Source organism: Streptomyces sp. NPDC091209 (assembly GCF_044757755.1).
Lineage (GTDB): Bacteria > Actinomycetota > Actinomycetes > Streptomycetales > Streptomycetaceae > Streptomyces.
This window is the reverse complement of record NZ_JBIVVR010000001.1, coordinates 985,024-1,002,240: the sequence shown is the minus strand read 5'-3', so window position 1 is coordinate 1,002,240 and position 17,217 is coordinate 985,024. Positions and strand designations below refer to the sequence as shown.

Sequence of the window (17,217 nt, the reverse complement as noted above, 5' to 3'; positions counted from 1 at the left end):
GGAGGATGTCGTGAGCGACACACAGACCCTGATCGAGAACCGTCCGCCGTCCGTCGCGGCCCTCTTCCTTGAGCGCGTGGCGGCCACACCCGACGCCGAGGCATACCGCTACCCGGTACCGGCCTCGGGTGACGGCCCCGACGAGTGGAAGTCGCTGACCTGGGCGCAGGCCGCCGAGCGGGTCTACGCCATCGCGGCCGGTCTGATCGAACTGGGCGTGGAGCCGGAGCAGCGCGTCGCGCTCGCCTCCTCCACCCGGGTCGAATGGATCCTGGCCGACCTCGGCATCCTCTGCGCGGGCGCGGCCACCACGACCGTGTACCCGCAGACCAAGGCCGAGGAGTCGGCGTTCATCCTCTCCGACTCCGCGAGCAAGATCCTCATCGCGGAGGACGCCGCCCAGCTCGCCAAGGCCCGGGAGAAGCGCGCGGAGCTTCCCGAACTCACGCGGGTCGTCGTCATCGACCCGCAGGGTGTGGAGACCGACGACTGGGTCCTCACGCTGACCGAGCTGGAAGCGCGCGGTACCGCGTACCTGGAGAAGCACCCCGAGCTGATCAAGGAGCGCGTCGGCGCGATCACCGCCGACCAGCTCGCCACCCTGATCTACACCTCCGGCACCACGGGCCGTCCCAAGGGCGTCCGTCTGCCGCAGGGCAACTGGTCGTACATGGCGAAGGCCATCGCCGCGACCGGCCTGCTCGGCCCGGACGACGTCCAGTACCTGTGGCTGCCGCTCGCACACGTCTTCGGCAAGGTCCTCACCTCAGGCCAGATCGAGGTCGGGCACGTCACCGCCGTCGACGGCCGCGTGGACAAGATCATCGAGAATCTGCCGGTGGTGCGGCCGACGTACATGGCGGCCGTCCCGCGCATCTTCGAGAAGGTCTACAACGGGGTCGCGGCCAAGGCGCGGGCCGGCGGCGGCGCCAAGTACAAGATCTTCCAGTGGGCCGCCGAGGTCTCCCGGGAGTACGCGAAGGCCAGCCAGGACAACTTCCGCCGCACCGGCTCGGCCTCCGTGCCCTTCGCGCTCGCGGCCAAGCACAAGGTCGCCGACGCGCTCGTCTTCGCCAAGATCCGCGAGGCCTTCGGCGGCAACCTGCGCGCCTGTGTCTCCGGCTCGGCCGCGCTCGCGCCGGACATCGGCTACTTCTTCGCCGGCGCCGGCATCCACATCCTGGAGGGCTACGGGCTCACCGAGTCCTCCGCCGCCTCCTTCGTGAACCCCGGCGAGGCCTACCGCACCGGCACGGTCGGCAAGCCGCTGCCCGGCACCGAGGTACGCATCGCGGACGACGGCGAGATCCTGCTGCGCGGCCCCGGCATCATGGAGGGCTACCACGGGCTGCCCGAGAAGACCGCCGAGGTCCTGGAAGCGGACGGCTGGTTCCACACGGGTGACATCGGCGAGCTGTCCCCCGACGGCTACCTCCGCATCACCGACCGCAAGAAGGACCTCATCAAGACCTCGGGCGGCAAGTACATCTCGCCCGCCGAGGCCGAGGGCCAGTTCAAGGCCGTCTGCCCGTACGTCTCCAACATCCTCGTGCACGGCGCCGACCGAAACTTCTGCACCGCGCTCATCGCCCTCGACGAGCCGTCCATCCTGGAGTGGGCGAAGGGCAACGGCCTGGCGGGCAAGTCGTACGCCGAGGTCGTCGCGGCGCCCGCCACCATCGCCCTCGTCGAGGGCTATGTGAAGGAACTCAACGAGGGCCTGCAGCGCTGGCAGACCATCAAGAAGTTCCGTCTCCTGCCCCGCGATCTGGACGTCGAGCACGGCGAGATCACTCCGAGCCTCAAGCTGAAGCGCCCGGTCGTCGAGCGGGAGTACAAGCACCTGATCGACGAGATGTACGCGGGCACCCGCGAGGCGTAGCCCTCGTCCCGGCCCGTACGGGGGCAGGGACGCGCAGGACTTCTCCGCGACCGAGCGGCGGAGCCCCGCGCGTCCCTGCCCCCGGCGCGACTCTCCCGCGCCCGCGGCCTCCGACGGCCTCGGGCGCAGCTCCTGTACGTCCCGTACGTCCTGTGCGCCCCAGGCGTCCCGCCTCCGCCGTGTCCTGGTCGGCGGTTCCCCATCAGGCGTGTCCGGCAACGGAGTTCGGCCACGTCCTGACGGTGGCGGATGCCGGGCACGAGTCCAACTACCCGGGACGGGCGGCTAGCGCGTGGTCCACGTGCCCTGCGCCTGCCCCTGCCCCGGCCGCTAGCCGCCGGTCGGGCCGTCGTCGAGCTGCCCGTCGAGCCGGTTGTCGGGCCGTACGCGCCGGACCGGATCCGTACGGACCCGCAGCACCTCGGAGTCGAAGGGAGCTCCGGTCCGTGAACCGGGCGAGCGCCGCGCTCAGTCCGGTGCCCCGGTTCATGACCCGCCTCGGACGCCTCGCCTCAGTCGCCGTGCCGTTCCGTGTTGCGGTCGTTGCGGTCGTCATGGTCGTCGCGGTGAACAGGGGGCGCGGATCGGATGCTCGAATCTGTCCGTCTTCGAGCACATGCATACCACTGTTCTCACCCATGGCGGCCCACTTTGGTGACTCCGTGCTTATGGGCGCCGCCGGTCTGTCACCCTGGCCGCATCCTGCGAGGTGTATTTCGTCCGAACTGCCCAGGGAGCCGCACAGTGGGGGCCATTCCGACGCAACGGGAGTCCATGGCGTGCGCCCCGGACGAGCCCGCCCAACACCGCGCCGGCCGGGACGTCGTGTCACGTACATCATTGCCGGGCACTCCGCTCGCCCCCGGAGCCGCGCGCCGTTTCCTCCGTGACACGCTCCTGAGCTGGGCCGAACTGGCCCTGCCCGGCGCCGAGATCATCGACGACCGGCTCACCGACGACGCCGCCGTGGTGGTCAGCGAACTCGTCACCAACGCCGTCGTGCACGCGGGCACCGACGTCGAGCTGCTGTGCCGCCTGGAGTCTCCGGCCGACGGCCCGCCCGGCCCCCTGGTCGTCGAGGTGTCCGACCATCACCCTTCCCGTGCCATACGGGAGGACGGCGCCGAACCCCCGTACGGAACACCGGAGTACGGGCGGGGCCTGCGCCTCGTCTCCGCGCTCTCCGAGGCCTGGGGGATCACCTACCGCCCGGGAGTCAAGACGGTGTGGTCGCGGCTGCTGGTCGACGGAGGAGCCGGCGCCCTGCCCGGGGCGGATGTCTTCGCGGACGCGGGCGGGCCGCGCCGCCCGGGCGGATCGGCGGACGCCGAGGGTCTCCCGCGAACCGGCGGATTCGCGGACACGCAGGGTGTCCCCGGGGCGGGTGGGTTCGCGGACACCCGGGGTGTCCCGCTGCCGGGCGGGTTCGCGGAAGCGGACGACCGTGACCGGTCAGGCGGGTTCGCGGACGCCGACGGTCGTTCCGGATCGGACCGGTTCGCGGGGGCCGACGGCCGTCCCGGATCGGGTGGGTCCACCGATGCCGACGGGCTCCGGGGACCGGGCGGACCGGACGGGTTCGCGGATGCCGACGGGTTCGCGGGCGCGGGGGACGGGGCGGGGTGGGCCGGGGCCGGCGCGTTCGGCGAGGGGTGGGCGCCGGGCCGCGGGCGGCCCGGGGGCGGCGGCGAAACGTATCCCGCGGTATCCGCCTCCGTGGCGTCCCGGAGCGGCGCGCGGGGTCACGAGTGGCTCGACAGGGGAGCCCTCTCGTTCCTCGCCGAGGCCTCCGACCTGCTCGCCGGGCAGCTCGACGAGGACCTGGTCGCGGCGCTGGCCGGACAGCTTCTCGTCCCGCGTCTCGCCGACTGGTGCGCCGTGTGGCTGGAGGACGAGGCCACCGACCGGGCGGGCGGTCTGGGCCTCGCGCTCGGACCGCGTCTCGCCCGCGTCTGGCACGGCAGCGAGCACCTCGTCGAGGGACTGCGCCGCTCCCTGGAACAGGACCCGCCACGGCTGCCCGACGCGGTGCGCTCCCGGGCCGTCCCGGTGCCCTGGCCCGGCGAGGCGCTGGGCGTCCGCGGGGCGAGCGGGGCGGCGCTGGCGTACCGGCTGATCGCGGGCGGGCGGCCGCTGGGCACGCTCGTCATCGGGCGGGCCGGACTGCTGGGCTTCCCCGACGAGGTCACCGGGCTCGTCGAGGATCTCAGCCGCCGGATCGCCCTCGCCATCGGCGCGGCCCGTCAGTACGCGCGCCAGGCCACCATCAGCCGGGTCCTGCAGCGTGGACTGCTGCCGGGCGCGGTCGCCGAGATTCCCGGCGTGCGCAGCGCCCTCGTCTACGAGCCGCTCGACAAGGGCGGTCCGAGCGGCGACTTCTACGACGTGTTCCCGGCCGGCCACGGGCGCTGGTGCTTCGCCGTCGGTGACGTCCAGGGCAAGGGTCCCGAGGCCGCCGTCGTGATCGGTCTGGCCCGGCCCTGGCTGCGGCTGCTGGCCCGCGAGGGCTACGACGTCGCCGACGTCCTCGACCGGCTCAACCAGCTCCTCCTCGACGACGCGACGGAGGTCGCGGACGCGGCGGCCCGCGCACTCGTGGCGGCGGGCGGACCCGGGCTCGGCGGCGACCTCGGCCCGCAGACGCGCTTCCTCTCCATGCTCTACGGCGAACTGGTCCCCTTCGACGGCGGAGTGCGCTGCACCCTGGCCTCGGCGGGACACCCGCTGCCCCTGCTGCTGGGCCCCGAGGGCGACGTGCGGGAGGTGGCCCGGCCACAGACCCTGCTCGGCGTCTTCGAGGATCCCGAATACACCTCCGAGTCCTTCGACCTGCACCCCGGCGACACCCTGCTGTGCGTCACCGACGGCGTGACGGAGCGGCGCGACGGGTCCCGCCAGTTCGACGACGACGACGGTCTCGCGCAGGCCCTCGCGGGCTGCGCCGGCCTGAACGCCGAACTGATCGCGGAACGGATCCGCGGGCTGGTCCACGAGTTCGGCCCCCGCCCGCCGGAGGACGACATGGCCCTGCTGGTGTTGCAGGCGGAGTAACCACGCACGGCCGCGCACCCGCCCTGCGAGTCCCGCACCCATCCGGCCTCCGGCCGCACCGCGCACCTGCCCTGCGAGCCCCGCACCCTTCCGGCCTCCGGCCGCACCGCGCGGGACGTGCCGCATTCCCCACCGGTGCGTGCCTCACAGCGCGCCGGTGGGATCCCGCACCCCGCCGCTGCGGGGCCGCCCGCCCGGCCGCTCCGGGTACGGGACGGCCGTTCCGGGTGCGGGAGGGCTCGGTCCGGATGTGGGGCGGCGCCGTCCTGGTGCGGGGCGGAACCGTGTGTCCCGACCGTGCTGGACAATGGAAGGCATGCCTTCCGCACTTCCCGACGGTGAGCCCGTCCCCGACGACGGGGCGCTGCCCGCGCACGCCCTGGACGGGGCGGCCGAGCGGCCCCTCGGGTTCTACCTCCATGTGCCGTACTGCGCGACCCGCTGCGGCTACTGCGACTTCAACACCTACACGGCGACCGAGCTGCGGGGCAGCGGGGGTGTGCTCGCCTCCCGCGACAACTACGCGGACACCCTGACCGACGAGGTCCGCCTCGCCCGCAAGGTCCTCGGTGACGACCCGCGCCCGGTCCGTACGGTCTTCGTCGGAGGCGGTACGCCCACGCTGCTGGCCGCCGACGATCTCGTACGGATGCTGGGGGCGATCCGTGACGAGTTCGGGCTCGCGGACGACGCCGAGATCACGACGGAGGCGAACCCGGAGTCGGTCGACCCGGAGTACCTCGCGACGCTGCGCGCCGGCGGCTTCAACCGGATCTCCTTCGGCATGCAGAGCGCCCGGCAGCACGTCCTGAAGGTGCTCGACCGTACGCACACCCCGGGCCGCCCCGAGGCCTGTGTCGCCGAGGCCAGGGCGGCCGGATTCGCACATGTGAACCTGGATCTGATCTACGGCACCCCGGGCGAGTCGGACGACGACTGGCGGGCCTCGCTCGAAGCGGCCCTCGGCGCGGGCCCCGATCACATCTCCGCGTACGCGCTCATCGTCGAGGAGGGCACGCAGCTCGCGCGCCGCATCCGCCGTGGCGAGGTCCCCATGACGGACGACGACGTGCACGCGGACCGCTATCTCATCGCGGACGAGGTGATGTCGGCGGCGGGCTTCGACTGGTACGAGGTGTCGAACTGGGCCACGTCCGAGGCCGGCCGCTGTCTGCACAACGAGCTCTACTGGCGGGGCGCCGACTGGTGGGGCGCGGGCCCCGGCGCGCACAGCCACGTGGGCGGTGTTCGCTGGTGGAACGTGAAACATCCGGGGGCGTACGCGGCCGCGCTGGCCTCGGGCCGCTCGCCGGGCGCCGGGCGTGAGCTCCTGTCCGACGAGGACCGCCGGGTCGAGCGGATCCTTCTCGAACTGCGGCTGCGCGAGGGCTGCCCGCTCTCCCTGCTCCGCCCCGACGGGCTCGCGGCCTCCCGCCGCGCCCTGTCCGACGGGCTCCTCGAAGCGGGTCCGTACGACGCCGGCCACGCGGTTCTCACCCTGCGCGGGCGGCTGCTCGCGGACGCCGTCGTCCGGGACCTGGTGGACTGAACGCCGCCGCCCCGCCCGCTCCCGCTACCGTCCCGCCCGCCGTGGCGGCGGACCGTCGGCGGTGGCGCGGGAACGCTGGTCCGGCGGTGGGCGCGAGCCGTCCGTGTGCGGCGGCGCCCCGGCTGAACCGTTCCCGGTTCAGCCGTCCCCCGGCTCCGGCGGCCCGAGCGGCGCGGAGTCTCCGCGTCACTCCGGAGCCGTGACGAAGTCGATCAGCTCCTCCACCCGGCCGAGGAGTTCCGGCTCCAGGTCCTTGTAGGAATGGACCCGGGACAGGATGTGCTGCCAGGCCGCGCCGGTGTTCTCCGGCCAGCCCAGAGCCCGGCACACGCCCGTCTTCCAGTCCTGGCCGCGCGGGACCCGGGGCCAGCCCGGGATGCCCACGGAGGACGGCTTCACGGCCTCCCAGACGTCGATGTACGGGTGGCCGAGCACGAGAGCGTGCTCGCTGGTGACCGCCTCGGCGATCCGGGACTCCTTCGAGCCCGCGACCAGGTGGTCGACGAGGACGCCGAGCCGGGCGTCCGGGCCCGGGTCGAACGCGGCCACGATCGCCGGGAGGTCGTCGACGCCCTCCAGGTACTCCACGACGACGCCCTCGACGCGCAGATCGTCGCCCCAGACCCGTTCGACGAGTTCGGCGTCGTGGCGGCCCTCCACGTAGATGCGTCCGGCCCGCGCGACCCGGGCGCGGGCGCCGGGCACCGCCACCGAACCGGATGCCGTACGACCGGGGCGCACGGGCGCGGCGGCCGGCGGGCGCACCAGCGTCACCACCCTGCCCTCCAGGAGGAACCCGCGCGGTTCCAGCGGGAACACCCGGTGTTTGCCGAAGCGGTCCTCCAGGGTCACCGTGCCGGCCTCGCAGCGGATCACCGCGCCGCAGAAGCCGGTGCCGGGCTCCTCGACCACCAGACCCGGGTCCGCCGGGACCTCGGGCACGGGCTTGGGCTTCTTCCACGGCGGGGTCAGGTCCGGAGAGTACTGGCGCATTCGGATGACGATAGGAGAAGCCCGGCGGTGATCACCGCGACACGCCGGAACCCGCCCCGCCGGAACCTGTCGAGCCGGAATCCGCCGTGCCGGAATCCGCCGCGCTGGAACCTGCCGTGCCGAAATCCGCCGTGCCGGAATCCGCCGTGCCGGAATCCGCCGTGCCGGAATCCGCAGCGTCGGCATCCGCCGAGCCGAAACGCTCGGCCAGGGCGTCCCGCTGGGCGCGCACGAACGCGGCGTCCACGACCGCCCCGTGACCGGGAACGTACCGCGCGTCCTCGCCGCCGACGGCGAGCAGCCGGTCGAGGGCGGCGGGCCAGCGCGACGGTACGGCGTCGGGTCCCGCCTGCGGCTCGCCGGACTCCTCGACCAGGTCGCCGCAGAACACCACCGCCGGGTCGCCCGGCACCACGACCACGAGGTCGTGGGCGGTGTGGCCCTCACCCGTCCGCACCAGCCGGACCTGGACGCCTCCGTCGAGCTCCAGGTTCCAGGTGCCCCAGACGTGGTGCCGGGGCCGTACGAGGGTGTCGGCGGCCTCCTCCGCCGCCCGCGGGTCGAGACCGTTGCGCACCGCGTCCGCGCACAGGTCCTCGCGGCCGTGTTCGTACACCCCGGCCGAGCCGCCCGCGACGAGGATCTCGGCGCCCGCGAACGCCGCGGCGCCGAACACGTGGTCGAAATGCGGGTGGGTGAGCGCGAGATGGGTCACACGCCGGCCGGCGAGGGACTGCGCCTCGGCGCGCAGCCGGGCGCCCTCCGCGAGGCTCGACCCGGCGTCGATCACCAGCGCCGCCCCCTCGCCGACGACGAGCCCGACCGTGCAGTCCCAGTCCGGAAGCCGCCGCCGCCCGACCCCGGGGGCCAGCCTTTCCCACCCCAGCTCTTCCCAAGTCAGCCTCATGCGGCGACGCTAACGGTGACCGGGTGCCGTGCACGACATCGCAGGCCCGCCCTTGCCGGGGTCGTGCCTCACCGCCGTACACTGGGCCGGGGAACGCTGGCACTCGTGTGCGTTGAGTGCCAGGCGAATGCCACGAAGGCCCCGAAGACCATCGAGTCGACTTCTGGAGGTGTGCGCGATGCTCAGTGAACGCAGGCTCGAGGTGCTCCGCGCCATCGTCCAGGACTATGTCGGCACCGAGGAACCGGTCGGTTCCAAGGCGCTCACCGAGCGGCACCGGCTGGGCGTCTCACCGGCCACCGTCCGCAACGACATGGCCGCCCTGGAGGACGAGGGCTACATCGCCCAGCCGCACACCAGCGCCGGGCGCATCCCCACGGACAAGGGATACCGGCTCTTCGTCGACAAGCTCGCGGGCGTCAAGCCGATGACCGCGCCCGAGCGGCGCGCCATCCAGAACTTCCTGGACGGAGCCGTCGACCTCGACGACGTCGTCGGACGGACCGTGCGGCTGCTCGCGCAGCTCACCCGGCAGGTCGCCGTCGTGCAGTACCCCTCGCTGACCCGCTCGACCGTGCGCCATGTGGAGCTGCTGTCACTCGCCCCCGCGCGGGTGATGCTCGTGCTGATCACGGACACCGGCCGGGTCGAGCAGCGCATGATCAACTGCCCGGCGCCGTTCGGCGAGACGACGCTGGCCGACCTGCGGGCCCGGCTCAACAGCCGGGTCGCGGGACGACCCTTCGCGGACGTCCCGCAGCTCGTCCAGGACCTCCCGGACGCCTTCGAGGCGGAGGACCGGGGTACGGTCTCGACGGTGCTCTCCACACTGCTGGAGACACTCGTCGAGGAGACCGAGGAGCGGCTGATGATCGGCGGTACCGCCAATCTCACGCGATTCGGACATGACTTCCCTCTCACCATCCGGCCGGTGCTCGAAGCACTGGAGGAGCAGGTCGTGCTCCTCAAGTTGCTTGGAGAGGCCGGGGATTCGAGCATGACCGTGCGAATCGGGCACGAGAACGCGTATGAGGGACTCAACTCCACGTCCGTGGTCTCGGTCGGCTACGGTTCGGGCGGCGAGGCAGTAGCCAAACTCGGCGTGGTCGGCCCGACCCGCATGGATTACCCGGGAACGATGGGAGCGGTACGAGCGGTGGCACGGTACGTCGGACAGATCCTGGCGGAGTCTTAAGTGGCCACGGACTACTACGCCGTACTCGGCGTGCGCCGCGACGCGTCCCAGGACGAGATCAAGAAGGCGTTCCGGAGGCTCGCTCGCGAGCTGCACCCGGACGTCAATCCCGATCCGAAGACGCAGGAGCGGTTCAAAGAGATCAACGCCGCGTACGAGGTGTTGTCGGACCCGCAGAAGAAGCAGGTCTACGACCTCGGTGGCGACCCGCTGTCCCAGCAGGGCGGCGGTGGCGCCGGCGGCTTCGGCGCGGGCGGCTTCGGGAACTTCTCCGACATCATGGACGCGTTCTTCGGCACGGCGTCGCAGCGCGGACCGCGCTCGCGCACCCGCCGGGGCCAGGACGCCATGATCCGGCTGGAGATCGAGCTCGACGAGGCGGCCTTCGGCACCACGAAGGACATCCAGGTCGACACGGCCGTCGTCTGCGCCACCTGCAACGGTGAAGGCGCGGCGCCCGGGACCTCCGCTCAGACCTGTGACATGTGCCGCGGTCGCGGCGAGGTGTCCCAGGTGACGCGGTCGTTCCTCGGCCAGGTCATGACCTCACGGCCGTGTCCGCAGTGCCAGGGCTTCGGCACCGTGGTCCCGACCCCGTGCCACGACTGCGCGGGCGACGGCCGGGTCCGGTCCCGTCGCACCCTGACGGTCAAGATCCCGGCCGGTGTGGACAACGGCACGCGGATCCAGCTCGCGGGCGAGGGCGAGGTCGGCCCCGGCGGCGGCCCCGCCGGCGACCTGTACGTCGAGATCCACGAGCTGCCGCACTCGACCTTCCAGCGGCGCGGCGACGACCTGCACTGCACGGTCACCCTCCCGATGACGGCGGCGGCCCTCGGCACCAAGGTGCCGCTGGAGACGCTCGACGGCATGGAGGAGGTCGACATCCGTCCGGGCACGCAGTCCGGCCAGTCGATCCCGCTGCACGGCCGGGGCGTCACCCATCTGCGCGGCGGCGGCCGCGGCGACCTCGTCGTGCACGTCGAGGTCACCACGCCGACCAAGCTCGACGCCGAGCAGGAACGGGTGCTGCGCGAGCTCGCGATACTGCGCGGCGAGGAGCGGCCCACCGGCCAGTTCCAGCCCGGTCAGCAGGGGCTCTTCTCCCGGCTGAAGGACGCCTTCAACGGCCGCTGATCCAGGCGCGGCGCGGGGTGGGAACACCACCCCGTGTCCGCCGCCCCGGAGGCCCGTTTCCGGGCGGACGGCCGGATTCGGACTTGCACTGAGGACGTGACAACATGCCGTCATGTCCTCCGCGCTGACCGATCTCTTCCCTCACCCGATCGTGCAGGCCCCCATGGCGGGCGGCGTCTCCGTCCCGCAGCTCGCGGCCGCCGTGTCCGAGGCCGGCGGGCTCGGCTTCCTCGCCGCCGGGTACAAGACGGCCGACGGCATGTACCAGGAGATCAAGCAGCTGCGCGGGCTGACCGGCCGTCCCTTCGGCGTCAACCTCTTCCTGCCGCAGCCGGAGTACGCGGACCCCGCGGCGGTCGAGGTGTACGCCCACCAGCTCGCGGGTGAGGCCGCCTGGTACGAGACCGAGCTCGGCGATCCGGACAGCGGCCGCGACGACGGCTACGACGCCAAGCTCGCCGTCCTCCTCGACAACCCGGTGGCGGTGGTCTCCTTCCACTTCGGCGTTCCGAGCGAGGACGTACTGGACTCGCTGCGCCGCGCCGGCATCTTCACCCTGGTCACCGCCACCACGGCCGAGGAGGCCCGCAACGTGCAGCGGGCCGGTGCCGACGCGGTCATCGTGCAGGGCATCGAGGCCGGCGGACACCAGGGCACCCACCGCGACAACCCGGAGACGGACGGCACGGGCGTCGGCCTGCTCTCCCTGGTCGCCCAGGTCCGCGAGGCCGTGCGGATCCCGGTCGTCGCGGCCGGCGGCATCATGCGCGGCAGCCAGATCGCCGCCGTCCTCGCCGAGGGCGCGGACGCGGCCCAGCTCGGCACCGCCTTCCTCGCCACCCCGGAGTCCGGCGCGAGCGCCGTGCACAAGCAGGCGCTGACCGACCCCCTCTTCGTCCGCACGGAGCTCACGCGCGCCTTCTCCGGGCGCCCGGCGCGCGGGCTGGCCAACCGCTTCATGCGCGAGCACGGCCCGTACGCCCCCGCCGCCTACCCCGAGATCCACCACCTGACCTCGCCGCTGCGCAAGGCGGCGGCCAGGGCGGGCGACGCGCAGGGCATGGCGCTGTGGGCGGGCCAGGGCCACCGCATGGCGCGCGACCTGCCCGCCGGGCAGCTCGTGGAGGTACTGAACGCAGAGATCGCGGCCGCCAAGACAGCGTTGTCGGCCGCCGACGACATCCCGGAAGAGGGTGCGGACCGATGACGGCACCGGTGTTCCTGGTCGAGCACTTCGACGCCGACGGCGGCGGACGGTACGTCCTCGACGGCCCCGAGGGACGGCACGCCGTCTCCGTGAAACGGCTGCGGAACGGCGAGGACGTCGTCCTCACCGACGGCGCCGGACGCTGGGCGGACTGCGTGGTCCTCGACACCGAGGGCAAGGACCGGCTGATCGTCCGGATGGGCGCGGTGGCCGAGGAGCCGGCCGAGGAGCCGCGCGTCACGGTCGTCCAGGCCCTGCCCAAGGGCGACCGGGGCGAGCTCGCCGTCGAGACCATGACCGAGACCGGCGTCGACCGAATCGTCCCCTGGGCCGCCTCCCGCTGCATCACGCAGTGGAAGGGCGACCGGGGGCTGAAGGCACTCGCCAAGTGGCGCGCCACCGCCCGGGAGTCCGGCAAGCAGTCCCGCCGGGTGCGCTTCCCGGAGGTCGCGGACGCGATGACCACCAAGCAGGTTGCCGCACTTCTCGCCAAAGCCGATCTCGCCGCCGTTCTCCACGAGGACACCGACCTCGGCACCGAGCCCTTCGCGACGGCCGCGCTGCCCGGCTCCGGGGACATCGTCCTGGTGGTCGGCCCCGAGGGAGGGATCTCCCCCGAGGAGGTCGCGCTCTTCACCGAGGCCGGCGCGAGGACGTTCCACCTGGGACGCACGGTGCTCCGCACCTCCACGGCCGGGACCGTGGCCACGGCCCTGCTGCTGGCCCGCACCGGCCGCTGGTCCTGACCCACCACCCGCCGGACCCGACCCCACCGCCCGCACTTCCACCGGGGAACCCATGGAACTCGCCCAGGTACGCCTGCTCGTCTCCGACTTCGCCGCCTGCTACCGCTTCTACTCCGAAGTCCTCGGCCTCAGGCCCCAGTCGGGCGCGGCCGAGGGCCCGTACGAGAAGTTCAGTCCCGTCGCCGGATCGGCGGGCATCGCCCTCCAGGACCGCTCGATGATGGCCGAGATCCTGGGGGAGCTCGGTGACGTGGTGACCGGACACCGGTCGCTGGTGGTGCTGCGGGTGGACGATCTCGACACCTACTGCGAGCAGGTCGTCTCGCGCGGCGCGACCCTGTTGCACGGCCCCGCGCCCATGACGGACCGCATGCGCGTCGCCCACCTCAAGGACCCCGAGGGCAACCTCGTGGAACTCCAGGAGTGGCTGCTGCTGCTCGGCTGACGAGCGGCCCGGGGCCCGCCCGAGCGGGGGACGAGGAACTGGTCCGTCGCCCGCCCTCGGGGACGGGCAACTCCTTCGGGTGGTTGTGCCCCCGATGGCCGCATGCGGTCTACCGCCCATCGCCCCGCGGTGGGACGCTGCCGTCCATGGGGGCTTTGAGGCATATCAGGCGCCGGACGGGGCGCGGGCGGGTACTGATGGCCGTCGGGCTGGGCGCGGCCGGAGTGTTCGGAGTGACCGGGTGCCAGCCCGGGGACGGACTCAGCACCGCCGCCGTGGCCTACACGACCGACCGGACGGCGACCAAGCAACTCGAACGGCAGCACGTGGACGTGCGCTGGCTCACCTGCACCGCCCACTACGGCAGCGCCGGCAAGGCCAACACGCCCGGGAAGTCGCCCTCGCCGACCGAGAACACCGTGGCGACCGTCGACTGCCGTGGCCAGACCGGCGACGGCCGGGCCATCGTCGTCAAGGGCAAGGTCACCCGGGCCGTCAACGGCGCCTGCGTACGCGGCGACCTGACCGCCACCGTCGGCGGCAAGCAGTGGTTCCACGTGAGCGGCCTGGGCGACTGCACCGCCGCCGGCCCTGTCCCGCCGGTCACCTACCACCCCACGAACGGGCAGCCCAACCCCACCGTCACCGTCACCGTGACGAAGACCATGTGGTGCAAGGGCGACCCCACCTGCTGGCCCTCGCAGGGCAAGTGACCTGCCGGGCGGTACAGGGATCAAGTGATCCAAACCCCTGTCGGGGCGCGCGTGGGCTGCGTAGGGTGACCGGGTGACTGAGTCCGCACCCTCCGCGTATCTCCGGTTCCCGCATCTGCACGGCGAGTTGGTCGTCTTCACGGCCGAGGACGACATCTGGGCCGCCCCCCTCGGCGGTGGCGGCCGCGCCTGGCGGGTCAGCGCCGACAACGTGCCCGTCAACCATCCGCGCGTCTCCCCGGACGGCACGACCGTCGCCTGGACGTCGACGCGTGACGGAGCCCCCGAGGTCCACGCCGCCCCCCTGTCCGGCGGGCCCGCCAAACGGCTGACGTACTGGGGCAGTCAGAAGACCCAGGTACGCGGCTGGACCCCCGACGGACAGGTGCTCGCCCTCAGTACCCAGGGCCAGGCCAGCCTGCGCCGCAGCTGGGCACGGTCCGTCCCGCTCGACGGCGGCCCCGCCACGACCCTGCCGTACGGGCCCGTCGGCGATGTCGCCCACGGCGAGCCCGGCGTCGTCCTGCTGTCCGCCCCGATGGGGCGCGAGGCCGCCTGGTGGAAGCGGTACCGGGGCGGCACGGCGGGCAAGCTGTGGATCGACCGGGACGGCGACGGCGAGTTCGTCCGGCTGCACGAGGACATCGACGGGAACCTCGAATATCCCCTCTGGGCGGGCGAACGGATCGCCTTCCTGTCGGACCACGAGGACGTCGGAGCCCTGTACTCCTCCCTCGCCGACGGATCCGACCTGCGGCGCCACACCCCCCTCGACTCCTTCTACGCCCGCCACGCGGCCACCGACGGCACCCGCGTCGTGTACTCCTCCGCCGGTGAACTGTGGCTCCTGGACGACCTCGACGGCGCCGAGCCGCGCCGCCTGGACGTCCGGCTCGGCGGTCAGCGCGTCGACCAGCAGCCGCGCTCCGTGAGCGCCTCGCGCTGGTTCTCCTCCGCCGCGCCCGACCACACCGGACGCGGCAGCGCGATCTCCGTGCGCGGCGCCGTCCACTGGATCACCCACCGCTCCGGACCCGCCCGCGCGCTCGCCGCCGAGCAGGGCGTCCGCGCCCGGCTGCCCCGCACCTTCCGCGCCGAGGGCGAGGAGCACGTGGTGTGGGTGACCGACGCGGAGGGCGACGACGCCCTCGAATTCGCCCCGGCCACCGGAGTCGCCCCCGGAGCCACCCCGCGACGGCTCGCCGCCGGCGCGCTCGGCCGGGTCCTCGGCCTCGCCATGGCGCCCGACGGAAGCCGCGCCGCCGTCGCCTCGCACGACGGACGCGTCCTGATCGTCGAGCGCGAGAGCGGCGAGGTCCGCGAGGTCGACCGCAGCGACGACGGCGACGTCACCGGCCTCGTCTTCTCGCCCGACTCGGCGTGGCTCGCCTGGTCGCACCCCGGACCGCGGCCGCTGCGCCAGCTCAAGCTCGCCAACACCACCGACCTGTCGGTCACCGAGGCGACCCCGCTGCGCTTCCGGGACTACGCGCCGGCGTTCACCCTCGACGGCAAACACCTCGCCTTCCTGTCGGCACGCGCCTTCGACCCCGTCTACGACGAGCACGTCTTCGACCTGGCGTTCGTCGGCGGCTCCCGGCCGTACCTGATCACCCTGGCCGCGACGACCCCGTCCCCCTTCGGACCGCAGCGCCACGGCAGACCCTTCGAGACCCCCGACAAGGACGAGACCCCCGACAGCGAGGGCACCCCGAGCACCCGTATCGACCTGGACGGACTCGCCGACCGGATCGTGCCCTTCCCCGTCGAGGCCGCCCGCTACTCGACGCTGCGCGCCGCCAAGGACGGGCTGCTGTGGCTGCGCCACCCGGTCCGGGGCGTGCTCGGCGCCTCCCGCGCCACCCCGGACGACCCGGACCCGAAGACCGAACTGGAGCGGTACGACCTCGCCCAGCAGCGCATCGAGCACCTCGCCGCCGACGCCGACCACTTCACGGTCACCGGCGACGGCAAGAGGGTCCTGCTGTGGACCGACAGCAAGCTCAAGGTCGTCCCCAGCGACCGGCGCGCCTCGAACGACGACGAGAGCGACACGAACATCACCGTCGACCTCTCGCGGATCCGCCAGACCGTCGACCCGGCCGCCGAGTGGCGCCAGATGTACGACGAGACGGGCCGCCTCATGCGGGACAACTTCTGGCGTCCCGACCTGGGCGGCGTCGACTGGGACGCGGTCCTCGACCGGTACCGGCCGGTCCTGGAACGGGTCGCCAGCCACGACGACCTCGTCGACCTGCTGTGGGAGGTGCAGGGCGAACTCGGCACCTCGCACGCCTACGTCACCCCGCGCGGCGGCTGGGGCGGCGGCGACCGGGCGCAGGGACTCCTCGGGGCGGACATCTCCCGCCACGAGGACGGCCGTTGGCGCATCGACCGGATCCTCCCCTCGGAGACCTCCGACCCGGACGCGCGGGCCCCGCTCGCCGCGCCCGGCGTCGCGGTCCGCGCCGGGGACGCGATCGTCGCGGTCGGCGGCCGGCCGGTGGACCCGGTGGCCGGGCCCGCACCCCTGCTCGTCGGCACGGCGGGCAAACCGGTCGAGCTGACCGTCTCGCCGTCGGGCGGCGGCGATCCGCGGCACGCGGTCGTCGTCCCCCTCGCCGACGAGGAGCCGCTGCGCTACCACGCGTGGGTGGCCGACCGGCGCGCCTACGTCCACGAGCGCTCCGGCGGACGCCTCGGCTATCTGCACGTGCCGGACATGGTCGGCTCCGGATGGGCGCAGCTCCACCGCGATCTGCGGATCGAGGTGGCCCGCGAGGGCCTCGTCGTGGACGTCCGCGAGAACCGCGGCGGCCACACCTCGCAGCTCGTCGTGGAGAAGCTCGCCCGGCGGATCGTCGGCTGGGACCTGCCCCGCGGCCTGCGCCCCTACAGCTACCCCGAGGACGCGCCGCGCGGCCCCGTCGTCGCCGTCGCCAACGAATTCTCCGGCTCCGACGGCGACATCGTCAACGCGGCGATCAAGGCGCTGGGCATCGGACCCGTGGTCGGCACCCGCACCTGGGGCGGTGTCATCGGCATCGACAGCCGCTACCGCCTCGTCGACGGCACCTCCGTCACCCAGCCCAAGTACGCCTTCTGGCTGGAGGGTTACGAGTGGGGAGTCGAGAACCACGGCGTCGATCCGGACGTCGAGGTCGTCCAGGCACCGCAGGACCACGCGGCCGGCCGCGACACCCAGCTCGACGAGGCGGTCAGGATCGCGCTGGCCGCACTGGAGGAGAACCCGGCGAAGACGGCGCCCGTACTGCCACCGCTGTGACCCGGCGCGGGCGGCCCGCGGGCGCACGCCGACGCGAGCCGCCCGTGAGCCGCCCGCGCCCATGAGCCGCCCGCGCCCTCGGGCCGCTAGCATGCGGAGGTAATGA

At 73.2% G+C, this 17,217-nt stretch carries 11 protein-coding genes and 1 pseudogene; 10 read left to right on the top strand and 2 right to left on the bottom strand.

The window, feature by feature from the left end:
• Positions 1-10 precede the first annotated feature (10 nt).
• From ACIQRL_RS04395 to hemW, 3 genes are all read left to right on the top strand, one after another.
• Positions 11-1,882: an AMP-dependent synthetase/ligase gene (locus ACIQRL_RS04395; protein ID WP_401326837.1), complete on the top strand. Its 1,872-nt coding sequence runs from the start codon at positions 11-13 to the stop codon at positions 1,880-1,882.
• Positions 1,883-2,626: 744 nt separating this feature from the next.
• The gene (locus ACIQRL_RS04390; protein ID WP_401326834.1) at positions 2,627-4,933 is read left to right on the top strand and encodes a SpoIIE family protein phosphatase; all 2,307 of its coding nucleotides are present in this window, start codon (positions 2,627-2,629) and stop codon (positions 4,931-4,933) included.
• A 316-nt stretch (positions 4,934-5,249) separates the two neighbouring features.
• Positions 5,250-6,482, top strand: a complete 1,233-nt coding sequence (gene hemW / locus ACIQRL_RS04385; protein ID WP_401326832.1) for a radical SAM family heme chaperone HemW — start codon at positions 5,250-5,252, stop codon at positions 6,480-6,482.
• A 186-nt stretch (positions 6,483-6,668) separates the two neighbouring features.
• Here hemW and ACIQRL_RS04380 read toward each other — a convergent pair whose 3' ends face one another.
• Positions 6,669-7,475, bottom strand: coding sequence for a DUF3097 domain-containing protein (locus ACIQRL_RS04380; protein ID WP_401326830.1), 807 nt, complete (start codon positions 7,473-7,475; stop codon positions 6,669-6,671).
• Between the two features lie 193 nt (positions 7,476-7,668).
• Positions 7,669-8,382: pseudogene (locus ACIQRL_RS04375) on the bottom strand (MBL fold metallo-hydrolase); the annotation flags it as partial.
• A gap of 178 nt (positions 8,383-8,560) precedes the next feature.
• Between ACIQRL_RS04375 and hrcA the strand changes: the two are divergent.
• From hrcA to ACIQRL_RS04340, 7 genes are all read left to right on the top strand, one after another.
• On the top strand, positions 8,561-9,577 hold the full coding sequence (gene hrcA / locus ACIQRL_RS04370) for a heat-inducible transcriptional repressor HrcA (RefSeq protein ID WP_365871277.1): 1,017 nt from the start codon (positions 8,561-8,563) through the stop codon (positions 9,575-9,577).
• Positions 9,578-10,714 (top strand): molecular chaperone DnaJ, encoded by a 1,137-nt coding sequence (gene dnaJ, locus ACIQRL_RS04365; RefSeq protein ID WP_401326827.1) that lies wholly within the window; start codon positions 9,578-9,580, stop codon positions 10,712-10,714. It abuts the gene before it with no gap.
• Between the two features lie 112 nt (positions 10,715-10,826).
• Positions 10,827-11,921 carry a nitronate monooxygenase gene (locus ACIQRL_RS04360; RefSeq protein WP_401326825.1) on the top strand — a complete coding sequence of 365 codons (1,095 nt, stop codon included), beginning with the start codon at positions 10,827-10,829 and terminating at the stop codon, positions 11,919-11,921.
• Complete coding sequence (locus tag ACIQRL_RS04355; RefSeq protein WP_401326822.1) at positions 11,918-12,667, top strand: 16S rRNA (uracil(1498)-N(3))-methyltransferase; 750 nt, start codon at positions 11,918-11,920, stop codon at positions 12,665-12,667. The genes ACIQRL_RS04360 and ACIQRL_RS04355 overlap by 4 nt, the downstream gene beginning before the upstream one ends.
• Before the next feature lie 52 nt (positions 12,668-12,719).
• Positions 12,720-13,112 carry a VOC family protein gene (locus ACIQRL_RS04350; protein ID WP_401326819.1) on the top strand — a complete coding sequence of 131 codons (393 nt, stop codon included), beginning with the start codon at positions 12,720-12,722 and terminating at the stop codon, positions 13,110-13,112.
• Positions 13,113-13,309: 197 nt separating this feature from the next.
• A complete protein-coding gene (locus tag ACIQRL_RS04345; protein WP_401326816.1) occupies positions 13,310-13,825 on the top strand; it encodes a hypothetical protein in 516 nt (171 codons plus the stop codon).
• Positions 13,826-13,898: 73 nt separating this feature from the next.
• Positions 13,899-17,111: a S41 family peptidase gene (locus ACIQRL_RS04340; protein WP_401326814.1), complete on the top strand. Its 3,213-nt coding sequence runs from the start codon at positions 13,899-13,901 to the stop codon at positions 17,109-17,111.
• Positions 17,112-17,217 lie beyond the last annotated feature (106 nt).